The organism is Desulfosarcina sp. (assembly GCF_033791525.1).
In the GTDB taxonomy this organism is placed as follows: domain Bacteria; phylum Desulfobacterota; class Desulfobacteria; order Desulfobacterales; family Desulfosarcinaceae; genus Desulfosarcina.
In genome coordinates this window covers 1-18,896 of record NZ_JASJGN010000239.1, presented here as the reverse complement: position 1 = coordinate 18,896, position 18,896 = coordinate 1, and the positions used below count along the sequence as shown (strand labels likewise).

The 18,896-nt window shown below is 53.6% G+C and carries 18 protein-coding genes; 17 read left to right on the top strand and 1 reads right to left on the bottom strand.

The features are described 5' to 3' along the window. Positions 1 to 175 precede the first annotated feature (175 nt). From ltrA to QNK41_RS12025, 8 genes are all read left to right on the top strand, one after another. Positions 176 to 1,456 (top strand): group II intron reverse transcriptase/maturase, encoded by a 1,281-nt coding sequence (gene ltrA / locus QNK41_RS12060; RefSeq protein ID WP_319257179.1) that lies wholly within the window; start codon positions 176 to 178, stop codon positions 1,454 to 1,456. Between the two features lie 392 nt (positions 1,457 to 1,848). Further along, positions 1,849 to 2,745, top strand: a complete 897-nt coding sequence (locus tag QNK41_RS12055) for a branched-chain amino acid ABC transporter permease (protein ID WP_319257177.1) — start codon at positions 1,849 to 1,851, stop codon at positions 2,743 to 2,745. A gap of 12 nt (positions 2,746 to 2,757) precedes the next feature. Beyond that, on the top strand, positions 2,758 to 3,705 hold the full coding sequence (locus QNK41_RS12050; RefSeq protein ID WP_319257173.1) for a branched-chain amino acid ABC transporter permease: 948 nt from the start codon (positions 2,758 to 2,760) through the stop codon (positions 3,703 to 3,705). Then, entirely contained in the window at positions 3,706 to 4,455 is a 750-nt protein-coding gene (locus tag QNK41_RS12045) for an ABC transporter ATP-binding protein (RefSeq protein WP_319257171.1), read from the top strand. Then, on the top strand, positions 4,443 to 5,138 hold the full coding sequence (locus tag QNK41_RS12040) for an ABC transporter ATP-binding protein (protein WP_319257169.1): 696 nt from the start codon (positions 4,443 to 4,445) through the stop codon (positions 5,136 to 5,138). Before QNK41_RS12045 ends, QNK41_RS12040 begins: the two co-directional genes overlap by 13 nt. 384 nt (positions 5,139 to 5,522) lie before the next feature. Then, positions 5,523 to 6,239, top strand: a complete 717-nt coding sequence (locus tag QNK41_RS12035; RefSeq protein ID WP_319257167.1) for a (Fe-S)-binding protein — start codon at positions 5,523 to 5,525, stop codon at positions 6,237 to 6,239. Between the two features lie 120 nt (positions 6,240 to 6,359). Further along, positions 6,360 to 7,796: a LutB/LldF family L-lactate oxidation iron-sulfur protein gene (locus QNK41_RS12030; protein ID WP_319257165.1), complete on the top strand. Its 1,437-nt coding sequence runs from the start codon at positions 6,360 to 6,362 to the stop codon at positions 7,794 to 7,796. Further along, positions 7,793 to 8,554 carry a lactate utilization protein gene (locus QNK41_RS12025; RefSeq protein ID WP_319257162.1) on the top strand — a complete coding sequence of 254 codons (762 nt, stop codon included), beginning with the start codon at positions 7,793 to 7,795 and terminating at the stop codon, positions 8,552 to 8,554. The genes QNK41_RS12030 and QNK41_RS12025 overlap by 4 nt, the downstream gene beginning before the upstream one ends. Positions 8,555 to 8,696: 142 nt before the next feature. Here QNK41_RS12025 and QNK41_RS12020 read toward each other — a convergent pair whose 3' ends face one another. Next, on the bottom strand, positions 8,697 to 9,590 hold the full coding sequence (locus tag QNK41_RS12020) for a MurR/RpiR family transcriptional regulator (protein ID WP_319257159.1): 894 nt from the start codon (positions 9,588 to 9,590) through the stop codon (positions 8,697 to 8,699). Between the two features lie 384 nt (positions 9,591 to 9,974). Here QNK41_RS12020 and QNK41_RS12015 point away from each other — a divergent pair, with 384 nt between their 5' ends. The 9 genes from QNK41_RS12015 to QNK41_RS11975 all read left to right on the top strand — a co-directional run. Beyond that, complete coding sequence (locus tag QNK41_RS12015; RefSeq protein WP_319257157.1) at positions 9,975 to 10,769, top strand: methyltetrahydrofolate cobalamin methyltransferase; 795 nt, start codon at positions 9,975 to 9,977, stop codon at positions 10,767 to 10,769. A 93-nt stretch (positions 10,770 to 10,862) separates the two neighbouring features. Beyond that, positions 10,863 to 12,314, top strand: a complete 1,452-nt coding sequence (locus QNK41_RS12010; protein ID WP_319257155.1) for a trimethylamine methyltransferase family protein — start codon at positions 10,863 to 10,865, stop codon at positions 12,312 to 12,314. 306 nt (positions 12,315 to 12,620) lie between these two features. After that, positions 12,621 to 13,283, top strand: coding sequence for an ABC transporter permease (locus tag QNK41_RS12005; protein WP_319257153.1), 663 nt, complete (start codon positions 12,621 to 12,623; stop codon positions 13,281 to 13,283). After that, positions 13,280 to 14,419 carry an ABC transporter ATP-binding protein gene (locus QNK41_RS12000; protein ID WP_319257150.1) on the top strand — a complete coding sequence of 380 codons (1,140 nt, stop codon included), beginning with the start codon at positions 13,280 to 13,282 and terminating at the stop codon, positions 14,417 to 14,419. Before QNK41_RS12005 ends, QNK41_RS12000 begins: the two co-directional genes overlap by 4 nt. 9 nt (positions 14,420 to 14,428) lie before the next feature. Beyond that, positions 14,429 to 15,184 (top strand): ABC transporter permease, encoded by a 756-nt coding sequence (locus QNK41_RS11995; RefSeq protein WP_319257147.1) that lies wholly within the window; start codon positions 14,429 to 14,431, stop codon positions 15,182 to 15,184. Positions 15,185 to 15,208: 24 nt separating this feature from the next. Next, positions 15,209 to 16,105, top strand: coding sequence for a glycine betaine ABC transporter substrate-binding protein (locus tag QNK41_RS11990; RefSeq protein ID WP_319257145.1), 897 nt, complete (start codon positions 15,209 to 15,211; stop codon positions 16,103 to 16,105). 63 nt (positions 16,106 to 16,168) lie between these two features. Beyond that, the gene (locus QNK41_RS11985) at positions 16,169 to 17,503 is read left to right on the top strand and encodes an MmgE/PrpD family protein (protein WP_319257143.1); all 1,335 of its coding nucleotides are present in this window, start codon (positions 16,169 to 16,171) and stop codon (positions 17,501 to 17,503) included. A 55-nt stretch (positions 17,504 to 17,558) separates the two neighbouring features. Beyond that, positions 17,559 to 18,470, top strand: a complete 912-nt coding sequence (locus QNK41_RS11980) for a nitrilase-related carbon-nitrogen hydrolase (RefSeq protein WP_319257140.1) — start codon at positions 17,559 to 17,561, stop codon at positions 18,468 to 18,470. A gap of 162 nt (positions 18,471 to 18,632) precedes the next feature. After that, the coding region (locus QNK41_RS11975; RefSeq protein ID WP_319257137.1) for a cytochrome b at positions 18,633 to 18,896 on the top strand (264 nt) is incomplete at its 3' end.

Genomic DNA, 18,896 nt, shown 5'->3' with positions numbered 1-18,896 from the left:
GTGTTACGCTGATGCATGAAGGAACCAGAAAACCGGAGGGGGATGTGCGAGCGCCATTAAGGCCACCGGCCAGATTGGGGTCTGGACGGTCAATCAGGCATCCGGTTCCTAAGTCCACAGGACTGCGCGTAACCCGGCAATCTTTGATATGGAGAAGCGTCACGGAGATAAACAAGTGAAACATGTAAAAGTGATGAAACAGGTCTATGAACCGAGACGACTGCGAAAGGCATGGCAACAGGTAAGGCAGAATGCCGGGGCAGCGGGACTAGACCAAATGACGGTGGAAGCGTTTGAGCAACGCAAGGATGAGCTTTTAGCGTTTATCCACGAGAAGCTCAAATCAGGAACCTACCGTTTCAAACCTGCTCGAAGGACCTTGATACCCAAAGAAGGCGACTCAAAGATGCGGAAGTTAGGCATACCCGTAGTGATGGATCGAGTGGTCAGCCAGAGCATCAATCTGGTATTTCAGGAGATATTTGATCCAGACTTCACGAAGTCCAATTATGGGTTCCGCAGAGGTCACAGCCAGCGTCAGGCCATCTATCATGTCCAAATGATTGTTAAAGAGGGCTATGAATGGTGCGCGTCGATCGATCTGGCCAGGTTTTTCGATGAAATCCCCCACAACCTTATTCTAAAGCTCGTACGCAGGAAGATAGCGGATGAGCGGCTGATAACGTTGATTGCAAGAGCGTTAAAAGCGGGGATAATGGTGGCGGGGAAACTCGAAAAGACAACCAAGGGTTGCCCTCAAGGGTCTCCGCTCTCGCCGATGTTGTCCAATATTGTCTTGAACGAACTGGACCAGGAACTGGAGAAAAGAGGCCATCGGTACTGTCGTTGGGCAGACGACTTTCTGGTTTTGTTAAGATCGGAAAGAGCTGCAAAGCGGGTAATGGAAGGAATTACCGGACACCTGGAGAACAATCTGAACCTTCCTGTAAATAAGGCGAAGAGCCAGGTGGCATTGGTCAAGGATGTGCCTTTTCTTGGCTTCCAAATTCTGCGGGAAAAGATCAGGGTAAGCAATAAAGCCCGCCTTAAATTCAAGGCTAAGGTCAGGGAATTAACCCGCAGGAACAATCCATTGTCCATGTACCAGGTCATCCAAGAACTGAATGTGTATTTAAAGGGTTGGGTCGGGTATTTTCGTATTCAGGAGTTCCGCATATTATTCAGAGACCTTGACGGGTGGATACGCAGCCGTCTCAGATCCATGCAACTGAAGAAATGGAAGAACCCACGGAAATTCCAGAGAATGATGATACGGTCCGGTTATAAACCCCACGAAGCACGCCGGGTCTGGGTAAAGATGAATCGATGGCAATCGGTAATGCGCAAAGAGGTGCGGTTTGTAATGAACCTCCAATGGCTTAGAAGGCAGGGACTGATCTTTCTACATGACTTTACACAAAAGCAACAACCTCTTGAATTAACATTCAGTCGCTAATCGAAGAGCGGCTTACCTGGCCGGTACGAGCCGTTCTGTAGGGAGGGGGTAGCCGGAAGGCTGCCTCCTACCAGATAACGGAAACTACCAGATTATAGCGTCGCAAGCGACGGGGTATTTGACCCGCTGCTTCGCAATAAATAACAATGACTAAAAATCAAAATAACAAACAACTGTTTGTTTTTGATCTTATTTGAATTTTGGAAATTGTAATTTGGAATTTTTTTGAAATTTGGGTTTTGTGATTTGTTATTTGCTTGAGACCAGGTGCTTGCAATGTGTTGATTCCGGTCTGCCCGAGTTATGTGGTGGTAGATAGCCCTTCCCTGGGAAAAACAAAGTCGGATCCCTTGGGACAGGATTCATTATTCTCTGCGCGATATGGTAGAATTATGACGTTGGCTGCGAACATAACCCTGGCCGCTCTGGTGCAGCAGGTACTCGTCGGTCTGAGCCGAACCACCATCCTCTTCATCGTGGCCTCCGGCCTGAGCCTGGTGCTCGGTGTCCTGCGGATTCCCAATGTGGCCCACGGGTCCCTTTACATGACCGGCGCTTTTGTCACCTACACGGTGGCTACGCTTTTCGGTCAAAGCACCCTGGGTTTCTGGCTGGCCCTGATTGTCGCTCCGTTGGTGGTCGCCCTGTTAAGTTTTCTTGTAGAGCGAGGGTTGTTCTGTCACCTTTACGAACGTGAGCATATGATGCTCCTTTTGTTCACCTTCGCCTTTTCGCTCGTGATCGGGGATATGGTCAAGTTGATCTGGGGATCGGATTACCGGAGCCTGGCCGCGCCGCTGTTTTTGCAAGGATCATTTTCGATCTCCGGATTTCCTTTCCCGCGCTACAACCTGTTTCTGCTGATCATCGGGCCACTGGTGGCAGCCGGCCTGTGGTTTCTGACCAACAAGACCAAAATCGGGAAAATCGCGCGAGCCGCTGCCGTCGACAGGGAAATGGTCGGTGCCATCGGCATCAATGTCAGTTGGGTGTTTGCCGCCGTATTCGTTATCGGCTGCTATCTGGCGGGATTAGGCGGTGCGCTGGTGGCTCCCACCCAGAACATTACCCAGGGCATGGATCACGCCATCATCATCGAGGCCTTTCTGATTGTCATCATCGGCGGTCTCGGAAATATTTGGGGCGCCCTTTTAGGCGCGCTGATTTTCGGACTCACCGATTCGATCGGGATACTGATATGGCCCCAGTTTGCCATCGTCTTTCCGTATGTGGCGGTAGTCATCGTGCTGCTTTTTCGCCCGAAAGGGCTGCTCAAATCGACCTGGTAGGCAGTGTTCATCGTGTTTAAAGCTCTGTTTGGCGTTAAGACGGCCATTGTTGGTATGATTCTGCTGGCGCTGCTCCTGCTGTTGCCTCAGTTTTTACCGCGGTTTTACGTCTACCTTATCGCGCTGATTTTCGCGATCGCCCTTCTGGCTACCAGTCTCAACATGGTGCTTGGCTATGGCGGCATGTACCAGTTTCATCATGCGGTGTTTTACGGGGTGGGTGCTTACGCCTTTGCCCTTTTTGCCGTTAAATCCGGATTGCCCCTTTGGATAGGTTATCTGATCGCCCCTTTTTGTTCCGCTGCACTCGGGCTGGTGATGGGGCTGATCACCGTGCGATTGAACCAGCTCTACTTTGGCATGCTGCAGATTTCGCTCGGATCCCTGGTTTGGGCCATCACCTACCGCTGGTATTCATTTACCGGCGGCGATGACGGTATCCATGGAATCCCCTTGCCGGACCTGGTCGGATCGTCCACCGGGGCATACTATTTCAATTTGATCGTTGTGGTCACCTGCTTTGTGTTGATGTATATGATCGTCAATTCGCCCTTCGGCCGGATTTTTCAGGGAATTCGCGATAATCCCGAACGGTGCCGGGCCGTCGGTGTCAATGTTCAGAAACAGCAACTGGCCGGCCAGACCATCGCCGCTTTTTTTGCGGGGGTGGCCGGTACGCTCTTTGTGACTGTTGAAGGCTCGGTGTTCCCGGATCTGATGTTCTGGACCCTCTCCCTGGAGATTCTGATCATGTGCCTGCTGGGTGGCTGGTTTATCTTTCTGGGCCCTGCGTTGGGTGCCGCCATCATCATCAGCCTGAGAACGTTTGTTGGGATTTACACGGAATACTGGACCCTGATACTGGGCATCGTATTAATGCTGCTGATCTTCTTTCTGCCGGAGGGGGTTCTCAGCCTGTTTCTTAAAAAGGCAGATCCGTCCGGAAAAAGGGAGGGGTAAATGCTTCGCGTCGAATCCCTGAAGAAATCCTTCGATCGATTCCTGGCGGTCGACGGCGCCACCCTCGAGGTTGCGGCGGGGGAGGTGGTCGCCGTGATCGGGCCCAACGGCGCTGGCAAGACCACCTTGTTCAACCTGATCACCGGCCAGTTGGCTCCGACCTCCGGGGCCATCTGGTTCAAGGAAGAGAATATTGCCGGCCTGCCGCCCCATCGGGTTTGCCGCAGGGGCATCAGCCGATCCTACCAGGTGGTCAATATTTTCCACCGCTTGACGGTATTTGAGAACGTTCAGGTGGCCGTCCTCTCCCACCGCCATAAAACCTTCAATATTTTAAAGCCGGCTAAACTCATGGCGGTCGGAGAGACCCGGCAAATACTCGACAGTGTCGGCCTGCTCGACAAGGCGGAAATGACCAGCGGGGCGCTGTCTCATGGAGATCAGAAAGTCCTCGAGATTGGGATTGCCCTTGGCAACCGTCCCGAACTGCTCATCCTCGACGAGCCCACTGCCGGCATGTCACCCGAAGAAACGGCGGTGACGCTGCGGTTGATGAAGCGGTTGTCCGGGGAACTGGGACTGACGATCCTCTTTTGCGAACACGACATGGGCATGGTCTTTTCCATTGCCAACCAGATTATGGTGATGCAGCATGGGGGAACGATCATCCAGGGACCACCTGATGACGTCCGCAACAACCAGTTGGTGCGCGAAGCCTATCTCGGAGGCGCAGACGAATGCTCCGTGTAGAAAACATACACACCTACTACCAGTTAAGCCACATTCTTTTTGGCGTCTCCCTTGACGTTGGTCAGGGTGAAATCGTCTGTTTGCTGGGGCGCAACGGAGCGGGCAAAAGCACAACCATGAAGAGCATCATGGGGTTAACACCCCCTAAAAAAGGAGTCATTACATTTAAAGGCATGGACTGTACCGGCCAAAAACCGTATCTGATGGCCCGCATGGGCATTGGCTTTGTTCCCGATGATCGCCGGGTCTTCGCCGATCTTACGGTTGGAGAGAACCTTGAGATCTCCGAGCGCAACGTTCAAGAAGGCGGATGGAACAAAGACCGCGTATACGATTTTTTCCCCGCATTGAGAAGGATTGATGCCCGGCGGGCCGGATTTCTCAGCGGTGGTGAGCAGCAGATGCTGACCATCGCCAGGGCGCTTATGACAAACCCGGATTTTATCCTACTCGATGAACCCACGGAAGGGTTGGCCCCCCTGATCGTGAATATGCTTGAAGAGCAAATCGCCCGCCTGAAGGAAAGCGGGCTCACCGTTCTTCTGGCGGAACAGAATCTCGAAGTCGCCCTTCGGCTCAGCGACCGCGGCTATGTCATCGACAACGGGGCCATCCAGTATCACGGTACCCGTGATGATCTGAGCTGCAACGAAGCGGTCCGCAACAAATATTTGTGTGTCTAATTCTCTATCTGGAAAGTTGGATCTTCACCCAAATAGGTTAGTCGCTTGATGGGGTCCAAGGGTTCGAGGATCCAAGGGGTCGAGTGAAAAAGCGTTGATAAACCGTTCTTGTGTCAACCCTGTGCAGAAGGGATCCAGGGATGATAACCAAAAGTCATCAGGATTCTCGTTTTCGGTGTGAAGGACATGCTTTGAGTGTGATTCAGCTTCGCTGTGCGCGTTTTTATTGAGCACATTCATGGCGGTTTAGGTATGGTCGGGATAGGGAGTCTCAATTGCCACTGAAATTGTCATTATCGTTTTTTTTCACTCGAACCCTCGACTCCTTGAGTCCTCGAACCCTTTTTCCCCAACTCCTGTGGAGATGAACCGGAAGTTGATAAAATGCGCGTAACCCTATTTGTGCAATGCCTGGTGGACAGCCTCTATCCCGAAGTGGGCGAGGCGATGGTGGCGCTATTCAACCGGCTCGGCCTGTCGGTGCGTGTCCCCGCCGATCAGACCTGCTGCGGACAGCCAGCTTTCAATGCCGGTTATCGCAAGGTGGCCAGGGCGGCGGCCAAGCGATTCATCAAAATCTTCGAAGATGCCGAAGCGGTTGTCTGCCCCTCCGGATCTTGCGTCAGTATGGTCAAACACCACTATCCCGAACTTTTTGAAAGCGATGTAACCTGGTTCGACCGGGCCGTAAGTATCGGCCAACGAACATTTGAACTCAGTCAATACTTGGTGGATGGCCTCGGGATCGATGATGTGGGCGCCTCTTATGACGGCAAGGTGACCTACCATGACTCCTGTCACCTGTTAAGAGGACTGGGCGTCGCCGAACAACCGCGACGTTTGATAAGAAACATCCAACGCGCAGAACTGGTTGAGATGAAAGACGCGGACAAATGCTGCGGCTTCGGGGGCACCTTTGCCGTTAAATATCCGGACATATCCGTCGCCATGGTCGACGAAAAAATAAGCAACATTATTGCGTCCGGCGCCGGCACCGTCACCGGCTGCGATATCAGCTGCTTGATGAACATCCAGGGAAGACTGAGCCGTATCGGGTCTCCGGTGAAAACAATCCACCTGGCACAACTGCTGGCCGGTTGACGCTGGTCCATTTTATAGGTTCAGCGTTCTCCGTTCCGAGTTCAAAGGTATTGAACCCCGAACTTCTGAACCTTCGCGTGTACCGATGGCGACCCATACATCGATGAAAAGAGCCGCCGATTGAAACCCTCTTCATATCAACATAGCGCACAAGCAGCGATCAACGATCCGGTGCTGCAACGGGCCCTGGCCAACCTTCAGCATCGCCTCGGCCGGGGGGCGGCCGAGGGTTACCGCCGATTCCCGGAGGGCCCGGATTTGCGGCTCAAAGGCCATGCGATCAGAATGAAAGCCATTGAAAACCTGGATATCTTATTGGACGCGCTGGCCGAAAAGATAGGAAAAAACGGGGGACATGTTCATTTTGCCCCTGACGGCGACACCGCAGTAAAGCGGTGCATCGAGATTGCCCGCACCCATCGCGTTTCCCTGGCGGTCAAAGGCAAGTCGATGCTCACTGAAGAGATCGGGCTCAACCCGGCGCTTGAGGCCGCCGGTATTGAAACGGTGGAAACCGACCTGGGCGAATACATCGTACAGCTTGCCGGCGAAGCACCGTCGCACATTATCGCCCCGGCCATCCATAAGAGCCGAGAAGCAGTCGGCCGCCTTTTTGCGGATAAACTCGGCATCCCTTATACGGACGACCCACCCGCGTTGACGCTTGCGGCAAGACAAGCACTGCGTAAGAAGTTCCTTAAAGCGGATATGGGAATTTCGGGATGCAATCTCGCCTGCGCCGAAACCGGGCATATCACCACCGTTTCCAATGAAGGCAACATCCGCATGGCCACGACCTTGCCGAGGGTGCATGTGGCATTCATGGGCATGGAAAGAATCGTTGCCGACCTCAAAGACCATGCAATTCTCTTCAGGCTTTTGTCCATGGGCGCGGCAGCACAGGAAATGGCGGGCTACGTGAGCTACATCGGCGGCCCCGCAATACAGGGGCGCATCGACGGCCCCGAGGCGTTTCATCTGATCATCGTCGATAACGGCCGCAGCCGAATCCTGGCGGATACGGACTTCAGGGAAATGCTCTGCTGTATCCGTTGCGGTGCCTGTCTCAACATGTGCCCGGTATACGGAAAGATTGGCGGGCATGCATATGGGTCCGCTTATTCAGGACCGGTTGGGGCGGTGGTTACCCCACTTCTCACCGGCATCAACCAGGCCAGTGATCTTTGCCTGGGAGAGTCTCTGTGCGGGGCCTGCATGCCGGCCTGCCCGGTCAATATCAATATCCCCCGAATGCTTCTTCTGCTTCGCACCAAACTGGCCGAAGGGGATAAGCCCTGGAACGTCAAAATTAAGAGCCGGGCGGAACAGGCTGCCTTCACCGTGTGGTCCTACTTGATCCGCAACCGCTATCTTTATGACATTTTTCTTAAAGGCGCCTATATCGGTCAGCACGTTCTGCCCGGAACGCATTCCATGATCAGCCGGCTTCCCCTTGCAGGCAAGGGCTGGACCCAGGGCCGCGATCTGAAACGGTTGGCTTCCCGCAGTTTCATCCAACGCTACAGCAACGAAAATGGTCGCAGGAAAATGAAATGAGATCATCTGGTCGGGTTGAATTTATTGAAACGATTAGAAAGGCGCTCGACCGCAACGATCCCGGTGAACGGTCGCTGGATGATATCATCCAAAATGAGCCGGATGCTACTGATGTCGGGCTTCTTGAAACCATCGCAAGCCGGGACACGCGGTCACATCTGGCTCTGCTTGATAGGCTCATTAACGCCGGTAAACGGGTGAATGTGAGGGTCCTCACCGCAAAAGACGCGGTTTCTGCCGCTACCTCGATTTCGAAGATAGCTGCCGATAAAAACGCTGAATGGGGCGATCGGAAGTTGGTGGTGGCATGGGATCATCCGCTCGTAAAAAACATGGCACTCCCCACCGGCCTTAAGCCGTTGGACATACCCGTCTATTTTCCGTACATCAATCTTGGGGACACCGATCGGCAGGAGGCCTTTCGTAGACATGCTGAAGAGGCTTTCATCGGTATTACCTCGGCCGACTATTGTATTGCGGAAACAGCAACCTTGACCATGAAAACCCGTCCCGGGCAGCCTCGTTGCGTCTCACTGCTGCCATCTATCCATATAGCGATTATTCGGTTGGAGCAGATTCTCACAAACCTCAAAGAGCTATACACACTGCTTAAATGGAACCCAACGGAGCAGGCCGAAGGCATTACCCACTGCATGACGTATATTACCGGTCCCAGCAAAACAGCGGATATCGAAGCCACCCTTGTCCACGGAGCCCACGGCCCGCGGGAGCTAAGCATTATTGTTCTGACCGGTTGAGTCCATTCCTCCGATGGACTTTGACCACCGTGGCCGATTCAAATCAATGCAGTCAAATCACTTTGCGACCAGGCCAAAGCTACCTATGGACTGATGCCCCTGAGCAGTATCCGATCGCTGCCATCCTGCCTCAACCCGCAGTTTACTCCGGGGTCCTGCCACCAAGATCCTTCATGTTGAACAGCACGTCGTGGTCCCAGTAGGACTGCTCCAGTCTGGCCTGGTGTGCTTTCAGGGCATCACCCTGCCGGCTGGCCAGTTCGTGGACCAGGTAGTTGATCAGGCAGGACATGGGGGTGGGGCTGCCCAAAAAGGGTATCAGCTTGGACGCGGCAATCAGGTTGTGGTCGGCGAATTGGAGCACCGGGCAGGTGGCGCTGTCGGTGATCACCACCAGGGTCTGCCCCAGGCGGTTGACCAGCTTGCCCAGGCGAATCAGTTCATTGGGGTAGCGGGAGGTGGCGATAATCACGACAACGCTGTCCGCCGGGGCGATGGTCAGCCAGTCGATGGTGGTGCGGTCGCTGCCCTTCATGATGTGAATGTTCTCCCGCACCTTGGTCATGGCCCAGCCCATATAATAGGCCAGGGTAAAGGAGAGCCGCGAGCCGATCACGTAAACCGGCACCCGTCGGTCCAATACGTCGACCACCGCTGCCATGGTTTCGACGTCAAGGGAATGATAAAGCTGCTGGAGATTGTCGATCTCCTCGGCAACGGTTCTGCGGAATCGGACAGCACCGGGTGCCTTCATGTCCGCGATATCCAACCGGTCCAGCAGGGTCAGCTCGGTGTCCACGAAATCTCGCAGGGCCTGTTGAAAATCGCTGTAGCGGTCATAGCCGATGCCGGAAACGAACCGTACCACGGTGGCCTCGCTCACCTCACAGGCTTCAGCCAGTTCCTTGGTGGTCATGAATACCGCTTTACGCGGCTGGGATATGATATACTCCCCTAAAATTCGCCCTTTAGGCGTGAGCCCTTCGATGCTTTCGGAAATTTTCTCGATCAAGGGGTGCAGTTTTAACCTTGTCACAATGGCCTCCACTCATATGTTGTATGAAAAACATTCAAAAGAACAAAACCTTTCATCAATTTTCAGCCAATATTCCATTTATATGACCCTTGTCGATACCAAATCAAAGGTCGGCTCAAGCGCACAATAATAAACTCGTGATCAATCCGAAATGCCATTAAGTCATTTATATTATTTTAGTTTAGCTTAATTTCAATACATGGCTGTCATTCGCCGAAATGGCCAACCAAAAAATTGCACGGAGTTGAATCTTTATATTTGACTTTTATAATTTCATATGAAAGAAAAACATTCAATATATTCCTTCACCCATAGCCCATGATTTATATATTTTGATGATTCCAGCAACAGAAGATCGAGGTTGGAATACAGGGGTATCATCGCATGATCATCATCGGAGAACTGATCAACGCCAGCCGAAAGGCGATCAAGGCGGCCATCGAGGCGCAGGACGCGGCGGCCATCGGCAAGGTGGCCCGTGACCAGGCCGAGGCCGGCGCGGATTACATCGACGTCAATGCGGGCATCTTCGTGGGCAAGGAGCCCGAGTACCTGCGCTGGCTGGTGGAAACCGTACAGCAGGCGACGGACAAGCCCTGCGCCATCGACAGCCCGGACCCGTCGGCCATCGAGGCGGCCCTTTCCGCCCACCAGGGAACGCCCCTGATCAACTCGATCAGCCTGGAGAAGGAGCGCTATGACAAGCTCATGCCGATCATCGCCGGCACGGACATGAAGACCATCGCCCTTTGCATGAGCGATGCAGGCATGCCCCAGACCGTGGACGACCGCATGAAGATCGCCGACCGTCTGGTGGGCGGGCTGGTCAAGAACAACATCCCAGTGGAGAATATATTCGTCGACCCGCTGGTTCAGCCGCTGTCGGTGGACAAGAGCTTCGGGGTGGAGTTCATCAACACCATCGAACGGATCGTGAGCGCCTATCCGGGCATTCACACGGCCTGCGGGCTGAGCAACATTTCATACGGGCTGCCGGCGCGCCAGTTCATGAACCGGACCTTCATGACCATGGCGATTGCCAAGGGCCTTGACGGGGCGATCATCAACCCGCTGGACGGCCGCATGATGGCCACTATCATCGCCGCCGAAGCCCTGGCCGGCCGCGACAACTTCTGCATGAACTACCTCAAGGCCTTCCGGGCCGGTATGTTCGAATAGAACACATCTCAAAAATAGTCTAAGTGCCCATAGCGGCGTCATGCAACGCCAAAACATGTTCAACTATAAAAACCATTAAACAGGAGCAGTAAAATGAACTCGAAGGGTCTCAGCGGCGGCATATACAAACCCTTGTCACCCGAAGGGATTGACACAATCCACAACGCATCAATGACAATCCTGGAAAAAACCGGTATCGCCTATGAAACCGGATTGGATGCAACAGTAGATATGTTGGCCGACGCGGGTGCCACAGTTGACCGGGAGATGAAGCGGATTCGTTTTCCCCGCGATCTGATCCGCAAACAGATCGCCAAGGCGCCATCACAGGTGATCCTGTACGCCCGCGACGGGGAAAATGATCTGGAACTGACCGAAGACAAGGTCCACCTGGGCACCGGTGGCGCGGCCGTCAAAATTCTGGACCTGGACACCGGCGAGCCCCGTTCGTCGACACTCAGGGATCTATACGACCTTGGCCGGCTGGTGGACCGGCTCGATCACATTCACTTTTTCCTGCGTCCCTGCATCCCCACGGATATCCCTGAAGCCGACTATGACGTGAACATGTTCTACGCCTGCCTCAAGGCGACCGGCAAACATGTCATGAGCGGCGTCAACGACGAGGCAGGACTGCATCGCATCATCGACATGGCCGCCCTACTGGCTGGCGGGAAGGCGCAGTTGCAGGCCAAGCCGTTTATATCGATTATCACCTCGTTTGCCATTTCACCGCTGAAGCTGTGCACCCAATCCACACGGATCATGCAGGAGTGCAATCGCCAGGGCATCCCCGTGGCCTTGTCCGCCGCGCCCATGTCCGGCTCCACTAGCCCCATGACCATGGCCGGCACCCTGGCCCAGCTTCATGCGGAGCAACTGGCCGGCATCACCATCTGCCAGCTGACCCATCCCGGTGCGCCGCTGCTCTATGGCGGCATTCCGGGCATGGCCAACATGGCCACCATGGGCTACCTGGGTGGCGGCGTGGAATGCGGGATGATGAATGCGGCCATCCACCAGATGGCCGCTCACATTAACGTCCCCAATTATAACTCCGCCGGGTTGACCGATGCCAAACTGCCCGATGCCCAGGCCGGCTGGGAAAAAGCCATGACCATCCTGTTGGGTGCCATGGGCGGTTCCAACTACATGCACCACAGCGCCGGCATGCTTGAGTCCATGCTCACGGTGGCACCCGAACAATACGTGATCGACGATGAAATCATCGGCATGGCCTGCAGGGTGCTCAAGGGAATCGAGGTGGACGCTGAGCATCTGGCCCTAGACGTCATCAACACGGTGGGGCCGTCCGGCAATTTTATGATGTCGCCCCATACGATGAAATACATGCGTAGCGAGTACTTTCAGGGAAACGGCGTGACGGACAGCAAAAGCCGCCATCAGTGGGAGCAAGGCGGATCCATGGACACCCGCGAGCGAGGCAAAGCCATTGCCCGCAAGATACTGGAGGCCCCGGAATCACCACATATTCCTGAGGACATCGATCTAACGATTCGGGAGAAACATAATATTTTGCTGTAGGCATATTGAGGGGAAGGTGGTGGACCTCTGATGTAATTAGCCGGCAAGGGTTTTCTAAATCGGCGCCTTGAGTGCATCCTGCCCGGCTAAATGGCCTTTGGGTGACCGATAGAAACCCTGATTGGGTGCTATCTGATTGATTGACGTAAAGAGGAGGATATGGCAAGCTGGTCTCATCCTTTCGCCCGGCGTATAATGCCATCTGCAAGGTTCGGACAACACCGCTCGATTTTCCGATGGCGTCGGTTGTAAACCACACGAATCAATATCTGCGGCCACCCAAATACAATGAATCATAGGTGATTGATGGAAGAGATTATCCGATATGTTGGCAGTAATTACCCCACCATCATCAAGCTGACCATTGAACATCTCTATCTGGTGAGCATCTCCGTAGGTGTAGCGATTCTCACAGGTGTGCCGATTGGGATCTTAATCACCAAGGACAAGAAGCTGGCGGATGCAGTTTTGTATATCGCCTCGGTGATCATCACCATTCCTTCTGTGGCAATGTTCGGCCTGATGATTCCGTTACTGTCACTGGTCAACCGCGGTATCGGATTTTGGCCGGCGGCAATCGCCATATTCTTGTATTCGCAGCTGCCAATCATTCGCAACACGTATACCGCTATTAACAATATCGATCCAGCGCTCCGTGAAGCGGCTAAAGGTATGGGCATGAGTGACTGGCAGCGGCTGGCAAAAGTTGAAATTCCGCTTGCCGTCCCCGTCATCATGGCTGGGGTCAGAATGGCGGTGGTAATGAACATCGCCGTTGCTACGATTGCCGTATATATAGGTGCGGGAGGACTAGGCACCATTATCAATGAAGGGATTACCGGTTCCAATAGCACCAAGTTGATTGTCGGCGCGATTGCCGTTTCACTGCTGGCGATCATCGCGGATTATCTCTTTTTATTTATTCAAAAAATGCTGACACCAAAAGGTTTGAGTGGAGCGATGCCATGATTCGACTTGAAAATTTGACCAAACATTTCGAAGTGCCGGGGAAAGAGCCGGTCATTGCCGCCAATAACGTTTCCATGGAAGTCGGCAAAGGGGAGATTTGTATCTTTTTGGGGCCGTCGGGTTGTGGGAAAACCACGGCTTTGAAAATGATCAACAAACTGATCCCAAAGACATCCGGAAAAATCTATATTGACGGCAAGGATACGGACGATCTTGATCCCATCACATTGCGGCGTGAAATCGGCTATGTGATTCAGCAAATTGGCTTGTTCCCCAATATGACCATTGAAAGCAATATCTGCGTGGTGCCGGATCTGATGAAAATGGACAAGAAAAAAAGCCGGGAAAAGGCCCGTGAGTTGATGGAGATGGTCAACCTTGACGCAAATATCTTTTTAAAGCGCTATCCTCGGGAACTTTCCGGTGGCCAGCAGCAGCGTATTGGTGTGATCCGCGCACTGGCTGCTGATCCGCCTGTGATGCTAATGGACGAGCCTTTCGGGGCCATTGATCCCATCAATCGAGCAGTGATTCAGGATGAATTTTTGAAGCTGAATGCGAAACTGGGTAAAACCGTTCTGTTTGTCAGTCATGACATTAACGAAGCGATAAAAATGGGAGACAAAGTTGCCATTTTCCGCGACGGCATTCTCGAGCAGTGTGATACGCCGGATGAGATCCTCTCCAATCCGGCCAACAGCTTTGTTAAAGAATTTGTGGGCACGGATCGCGCCTTGAAACGGCTCAAACTCATAAAGGTTACCGAAGCGATTCTGCCGTTTCGAATGGCCGTCAATTCTGATGATCCACTGGATAAAGTGGCCGAAAAGATGCGCAACCGCAATGCTCACATCGCCGTGATGGTCGGCCCGCGAGGTAGAGCACGGGGTTACATTACCAGTGAAGAAATTAAGGGTGATAAGAGCGGTATTGTCAGTGAGTACATTGATCCGATCCCCGGCACGATCCACGAAAATGACAACCTGCATGACGCCGTGTCACAAATGTATGTTCACGCGAGCGATTGGCTGCCGGTGGTGGACGATGACGGTACCTACAAAGGCTACATTACGCAGCACACTATTGCCAGCCTACTCGGAGAAACACCCCGCAAGCCAGGCGATAAAATTACTTAGGATGGATTCATGAACTACGTCATAGAACTCATTAGACAAAGTAAGACGTTCTTGCTGTATATCATGCTGGCAGTGGTGTATCTGTTTGGTGTTTTTTCCGAATCGACCGGCCTGATTCAGGAGTTCATGGATACTTACGAGGACTGGATTTACCTGCTCAGGCAAAATGTATGGATCGTCTTTTCCTCCGGTATCACCGCGTCATTATTAGGAATCGGTTCAGGTATCCTGATGACTCGACCTTGGTTCAAACGTTATGCGGAAGTATTTTCACAAGGCTTCAATATTCTCTCTGCGGTACCCACGCTGGCAATTCTGGCGATCATCATGACCCTTACGGGGCTTGGTTTCAAATCGGCGTTTATCGGTTTGGCCACTGTCACCATTTTGCCTGTGGTCAGAAATACCTTTCAGGGTATCAATGAAGTTCCGGAACATATGATTGAAGCCGCACGTGGTCAGGGAATGACCGATAAACAAATTCTGTGGAAAGTACAAATTCCCAACGCACTTTATGTCATTTCAGCCGGTATTCGAACCGGCTTTGCCTTGAATGTCGGAACCAGCCCCTTGATTACCCTGATCGCCGCCGACAGCCTGGGAGAGTATATTTTTACCGGGATTCAACTCAATGAATTCAACTCTTTGTTAATCGGATCCTTATCGATTGCCGCTTTGGCGATTGTGACGGATTTTGTTCTGTCAAGACTACAGTTTTGGCTTATACCTAAAGGTGTAAATCCGCAGCGCTTTGCACAAGAATAACTTTCATATAAGGAGGAAATGACCTTGAAAAACACGTTAAAAAAACTAAGTTCCGTAACGATTTTGCTCATCGCGGTGTTTACCGTGCAAACGGCATCGGCGGCTTCCATCGTTGTTGGCGGTAAAGGGTTTACCGAACAACTGCTTCTGGCTGAAATCACCGGTCAATATTTAACCGCTCAAGGTTACGATGTTCAACTCAAAACCGGTATGGGGACCTCACTGGTGCGTAAGGCACTGGAAAACAAACAGGTGGACATGTATTGGGAATACACGGGTACGGCCTTTCTAAATTTTCAAAAAAATAAGTTTGCCAATCAGCCGGGTGCAGAGATTTATGAGGCAGTGAAAACCGAAGATGCGAAAATTGGCATTGTGTGGCTGAATGCATCTGCCGCAAATAACACCTATGCCCTGGCGGTTCGCAAGGCCGATGCCGAGTCAAAGGGCATCAGGTCGCTGGAAGATCTCGCGGCCAGACTCAACGCTGGTGATAAATTGGTCCTGGGGTGTAACATTGAGTTCTATAAACGGGACGACGGTTTGAAACCGCTCCAAAAAGCGTATGGCTTCGAGTTTCCACGCTCTGCAATAAAACGCATGGAGACCGGTTTGATTTACACAGCCTTGAAAGACGGTGATGTCGATGTTGGCCTTGTTTTTGCCACGGATGGACGAATCCCGGCGTTCAATTTCAGTGTACTCAAGGATACAAAAAATTACTTTCCAGCATATGCAATTACGCCGACCGTTCGTAAAGAGACGCTGGACGAGAATCCAGAACTTGCAGAACAGCTGAACAAACTGTCTGGCCTATTCGACGACGCGACCATATCAGCCTTGAATGCGGAAGTTGATGTCGACAAAAAATCAGTTACAGAAGTCGCGCAAGGCTTCTTAAAGGCCCAGGGCTTATTGTAGAACCATTACCCTGGCACTAAGGTTTCTTGGCCTTTGTGCCGGGGTTATTTAATGAGAGCAACCATGGGTGAATTGACTTCATATGCCATCGACTTCACGCTGAAAACCCGGTGGGATGACCTGCCCGAAGCAGTTCAGCATCAGGCTAAACGTTGCTTTATGGACACTCTGGGCGCCATGGTCGCCGGATCGCAGACACCCGTTGCCGCCATCATGCGCAAAACGGCCCGAGAACAGTTCGGTGGTGACCAGGCCACCATCATGGTCTCCGGCGAGCGGGTGTCGGCCGCTGGCGCCGCCCTGGCCAACGGGTTCTTCGGCAATGCCCTGGACATCGACGACGGCTACCGCAACATCAAGGGGCATCCTGGCGCCTGCGCCCTGCCGCCGCTGCTGGCCGCGGCCGAACTGTCTGGCGGCTGCAGCGGGCAGGAATTTCTCACCGCCCTGGTGGTGGCCTACGAACTGGGAATCCGCGCCGGGGTGATCCGGCATGCCACCTACGAGGTCTACCATTCATCCGGAAGCTGGGGCGCCATCGCCGGTGCCGCCGCCGCCGGTAGGTTGATAAAGCTCACCGAGGAACAGCTCTTCCACGCCATGGGCGCCGCCGAATACCATGCCCCCATCGCCCCCATGATGAAGGGCATCGATACGCCCGCCATGGGCAAGGACAGCATTGGCTGGGGCTGCATGGTGGCGATGCTGTCGGCTCTCATGGCCCGGGACGGGTTCACCGGTATCTGCCCGCTGTTCGATGACGCTCCGGATGCGAAGCGGGTAGAAGACCTCGGGCATGGGTGGGAAATTCTCAACCTCTATTTCAAACCTTATGCGGCCTGCCGCTGGGGACAGCCGGCCGTGGCCGGCGCGCTCAAAATTGTCCGGGAAAATCAGTTGACGCCGGACCGAATACGATGCATCCGTGTGCGCACCTTCGAAGCGGCCACCCGTCTGCCCAACGGACACCCGCGCAACACGGAGGAGGCCCAGTACAGCCTGGCCTTCTCGGTGGCCGCTGCCTTGATGGACGGCGAAGTCGGGCCTGCTCAGGTTCTGCCGCCACGCCTGTACAATCCCGAACTACTGGCCCTGCTGGACCGGGTTTCCACCGAAGCTGCCCCGGAATTCGAGGCCGAATTCCCGGCCAAGGCACCGGCCGAAGTGATTGTTGAAACCTATTCGGGTGAGACTTTCCGATCCGGCCGCATTGAAGCCATGTGGGAACCGCCGGATAGGCTGCCTTCGGATAGCGATCTTGAAGCAAAATTTCTCTGGCTGACCGGCCCGATCATTGGTGAACTGAAAGCCAACCATCTGATCGAAAAGATCTGGTCGGCCGATCAATGGACATCCATCGATCCCCTCATCAACGGATGCCGTTCAGCCGTCGATTGACGGGTGACCGTGCTTTGAGCCATCATTTATACATGATATAGAAAGGGTTCCGTCTATGAAAGTGGGGGTTTTCCAGACCGATCCGGTCCTGTTGGATGTCAAAACCAATCTTGAATCCACAATCGAAAAGATTGAAACGGCCAAAGCACAGGGCGTCGACCTGGTGGTCTTCCCCGAGCTTTCCCTGACGGGTTACTTTGTCCGGGAGCGTTATCACCAAGCAGCGCTGCGCATCGACTCTCCGCAAATCAAGCAATTGGCCAAGGCGACCAAGGGGACGGCGGCTGTCGTGGGATTCATCGAAGAATCCCCGGCCATGAATTTTTACAACTCGGCGCTGGTGGCCGTGAACGGTGAGATCCTGTTTGCCCACCGCAAGCTCAATCTGCCCAACTACGGTGTCTTCGAGGAACGCAAGATCTTCTCCGGCGGTAAGCATGTCCGCGTCTTCAAACTCAACGGATTGACCATCGCCCCGTTTATCTGCAACGACCTGTGGCACCCGTCACTGCCATATTTAGGGGTCACCCAGAAGGCGGACATCTTCATCACCCTGTTCAACTCCTCCCGGGGATCCATGGGCAACGAGTTCTCCAATATCGAAAGCTGGAACATCATCAACCGGTTCTACTCCCGGGTGTTCGGCGTCTATAACCTGTGTGCCAATCGGGTCGGCTGTGAGGTGTTCGAAGACCTCCGGTCCGAGGAAGGCGAACAGACCGACTCAGCCCCGTCGGCTGTCGACGACAACCCCTTTCGTTTCTGGGGCGGCAGTGAGATCATCGACCCCTTTGGCCAAGCCATCATCACGGCGGCCCTGTTCGATCCCGATACGATCTTTGCGGATATTTCCCGTGACATCGTCCGCAAAAAACGCATCCTGCTGCCCTACCTGCGCAACGACGACCCCTACTTCACCCACCGGGAACTGGGTCGGATCCTTTATGGCAAGTACCATCCGGACTAAAAACGACAGTCCATGCTGTGTTTGCCGCTCAACGTCGGCTTGCCTTCAGTGTCGCATTTCGATACGATAAAGCACCGTAGAATAATATCTACCGCCTTCTCTGCCCGGTCCCGGATGCCATCGGCATGCCTGCCATCACAAAGAATGCTTAAGGAGGTCCGCATGTTCATGAATACCCAAGACCATTATGGTTTGATTGCGCGCCTGCTGCACTGGCTCATCGCTGCGCTGGCCATCGGCATGCTCGTGGGCGGCAGCTTGCTATCTATTCTGCCGTCCGGCGGTTTTAAGGCCGTTGCGATGACCGGCCACAAATCTATCGGCGTCGTCATCTTTCTGCTGATGATCAGCCGCATCGCCTGGCGGCTCACCAATCCACAACCCCGTGACCTGGGCAACATCCCGGTGCTGAGCTACATTGCCCAC

What these genes read in the sequence shown, in the direction of transcription:
- QNK41_RS12055 (WP_319257177.1), top strand. Translation starts at nt 1,849, where the DNA reads ATGACGTTGGCTGCGAACATAACCCTGGCCGCTCTGGTGCAGCAGGTA.
- QNK41_RS12045 (WP_319257171.1), top strand. Translation starts at nt 3,706, where the DNA reads ATGCTTCGCGTCGAATCCCTGAAGAAATCCTTCGATCGATTCCTGGCG.
- QNK41_RS12040 (WP_319257169.1), top strand. Translation starts at nt 4,443, where the DNA reads ATGCTCCGTGTAGAAAACATACACACCTACTACCAGTTAAGCCACATT.
- QNK41_RS12035 (WP_319257167.1), top strand. Translation starts at nt 5,523, where the DNA reads ATGCGCGTAACCCTATTTGTGCAATGCCTGGTGGACAGCCTCTATCCC.
- QNK41_RS12025 (WP_319257162.1), top strand. Translation starts at nt 7,793, where the DNA reads ATGAGATCATCTGGTCGGGTTGAATTTATTGAAACGATTAGAAAGGCG.
- QNK41_RS12015 (WP_319257157.1), top strand. Translation starts at nt 9,975, where the DNA reads ATGATCATCATCGGAGAACTGATCAACGCCAGCCGAAAGGCGATCAAG.
- QNK41_RS12010 (WP_319257155.1), top strand. Translation starts at nt 10,863, where the DNA reads ATGAACTCGAAGGGTCTCAGCGGCGGCATATACAAACCCTTGTCACCC.
- QNK41_RS12005 (WP_319257153.1), top strand. Translation starts at nt 12,621, where the DNA reads ATGGAAGAGATTATCCGATATGTTGGCAGTAATTACCCCACCATCATC.
- QNK41_RS12000 (WP_319257150.1), top strand. Translation starts at nt 13,280, where the DNA reads ATGATTCGACTTGAAAATTTGACCAAACATTTCGAAGTGCCGGGGAAA.
- QNK41_RS11995 (WP_319257147.1), top strand. Translation starts at nt 14,429, where the DNA reads ATGAACTACGTCATAGAACTCATTAGACAAAGTAAGACGTTCTTGCTG.
- QNK41_RS11985 (WP_319257143.1), top strand. Translation starts at nt 16,169, where the DNA reads ATGGGTGAATTGACTTCATATGCCATCGACTTCACGCTGAAAACCCGG.
- QNK41_RS11980 (WP_319257140.1), top strand. Translation starts at nt 17,559, where the DNA reads ATGAAAGTGGGGGTTTTCCAGACCGATCCGGTCCTGTTGGATGTCAAA.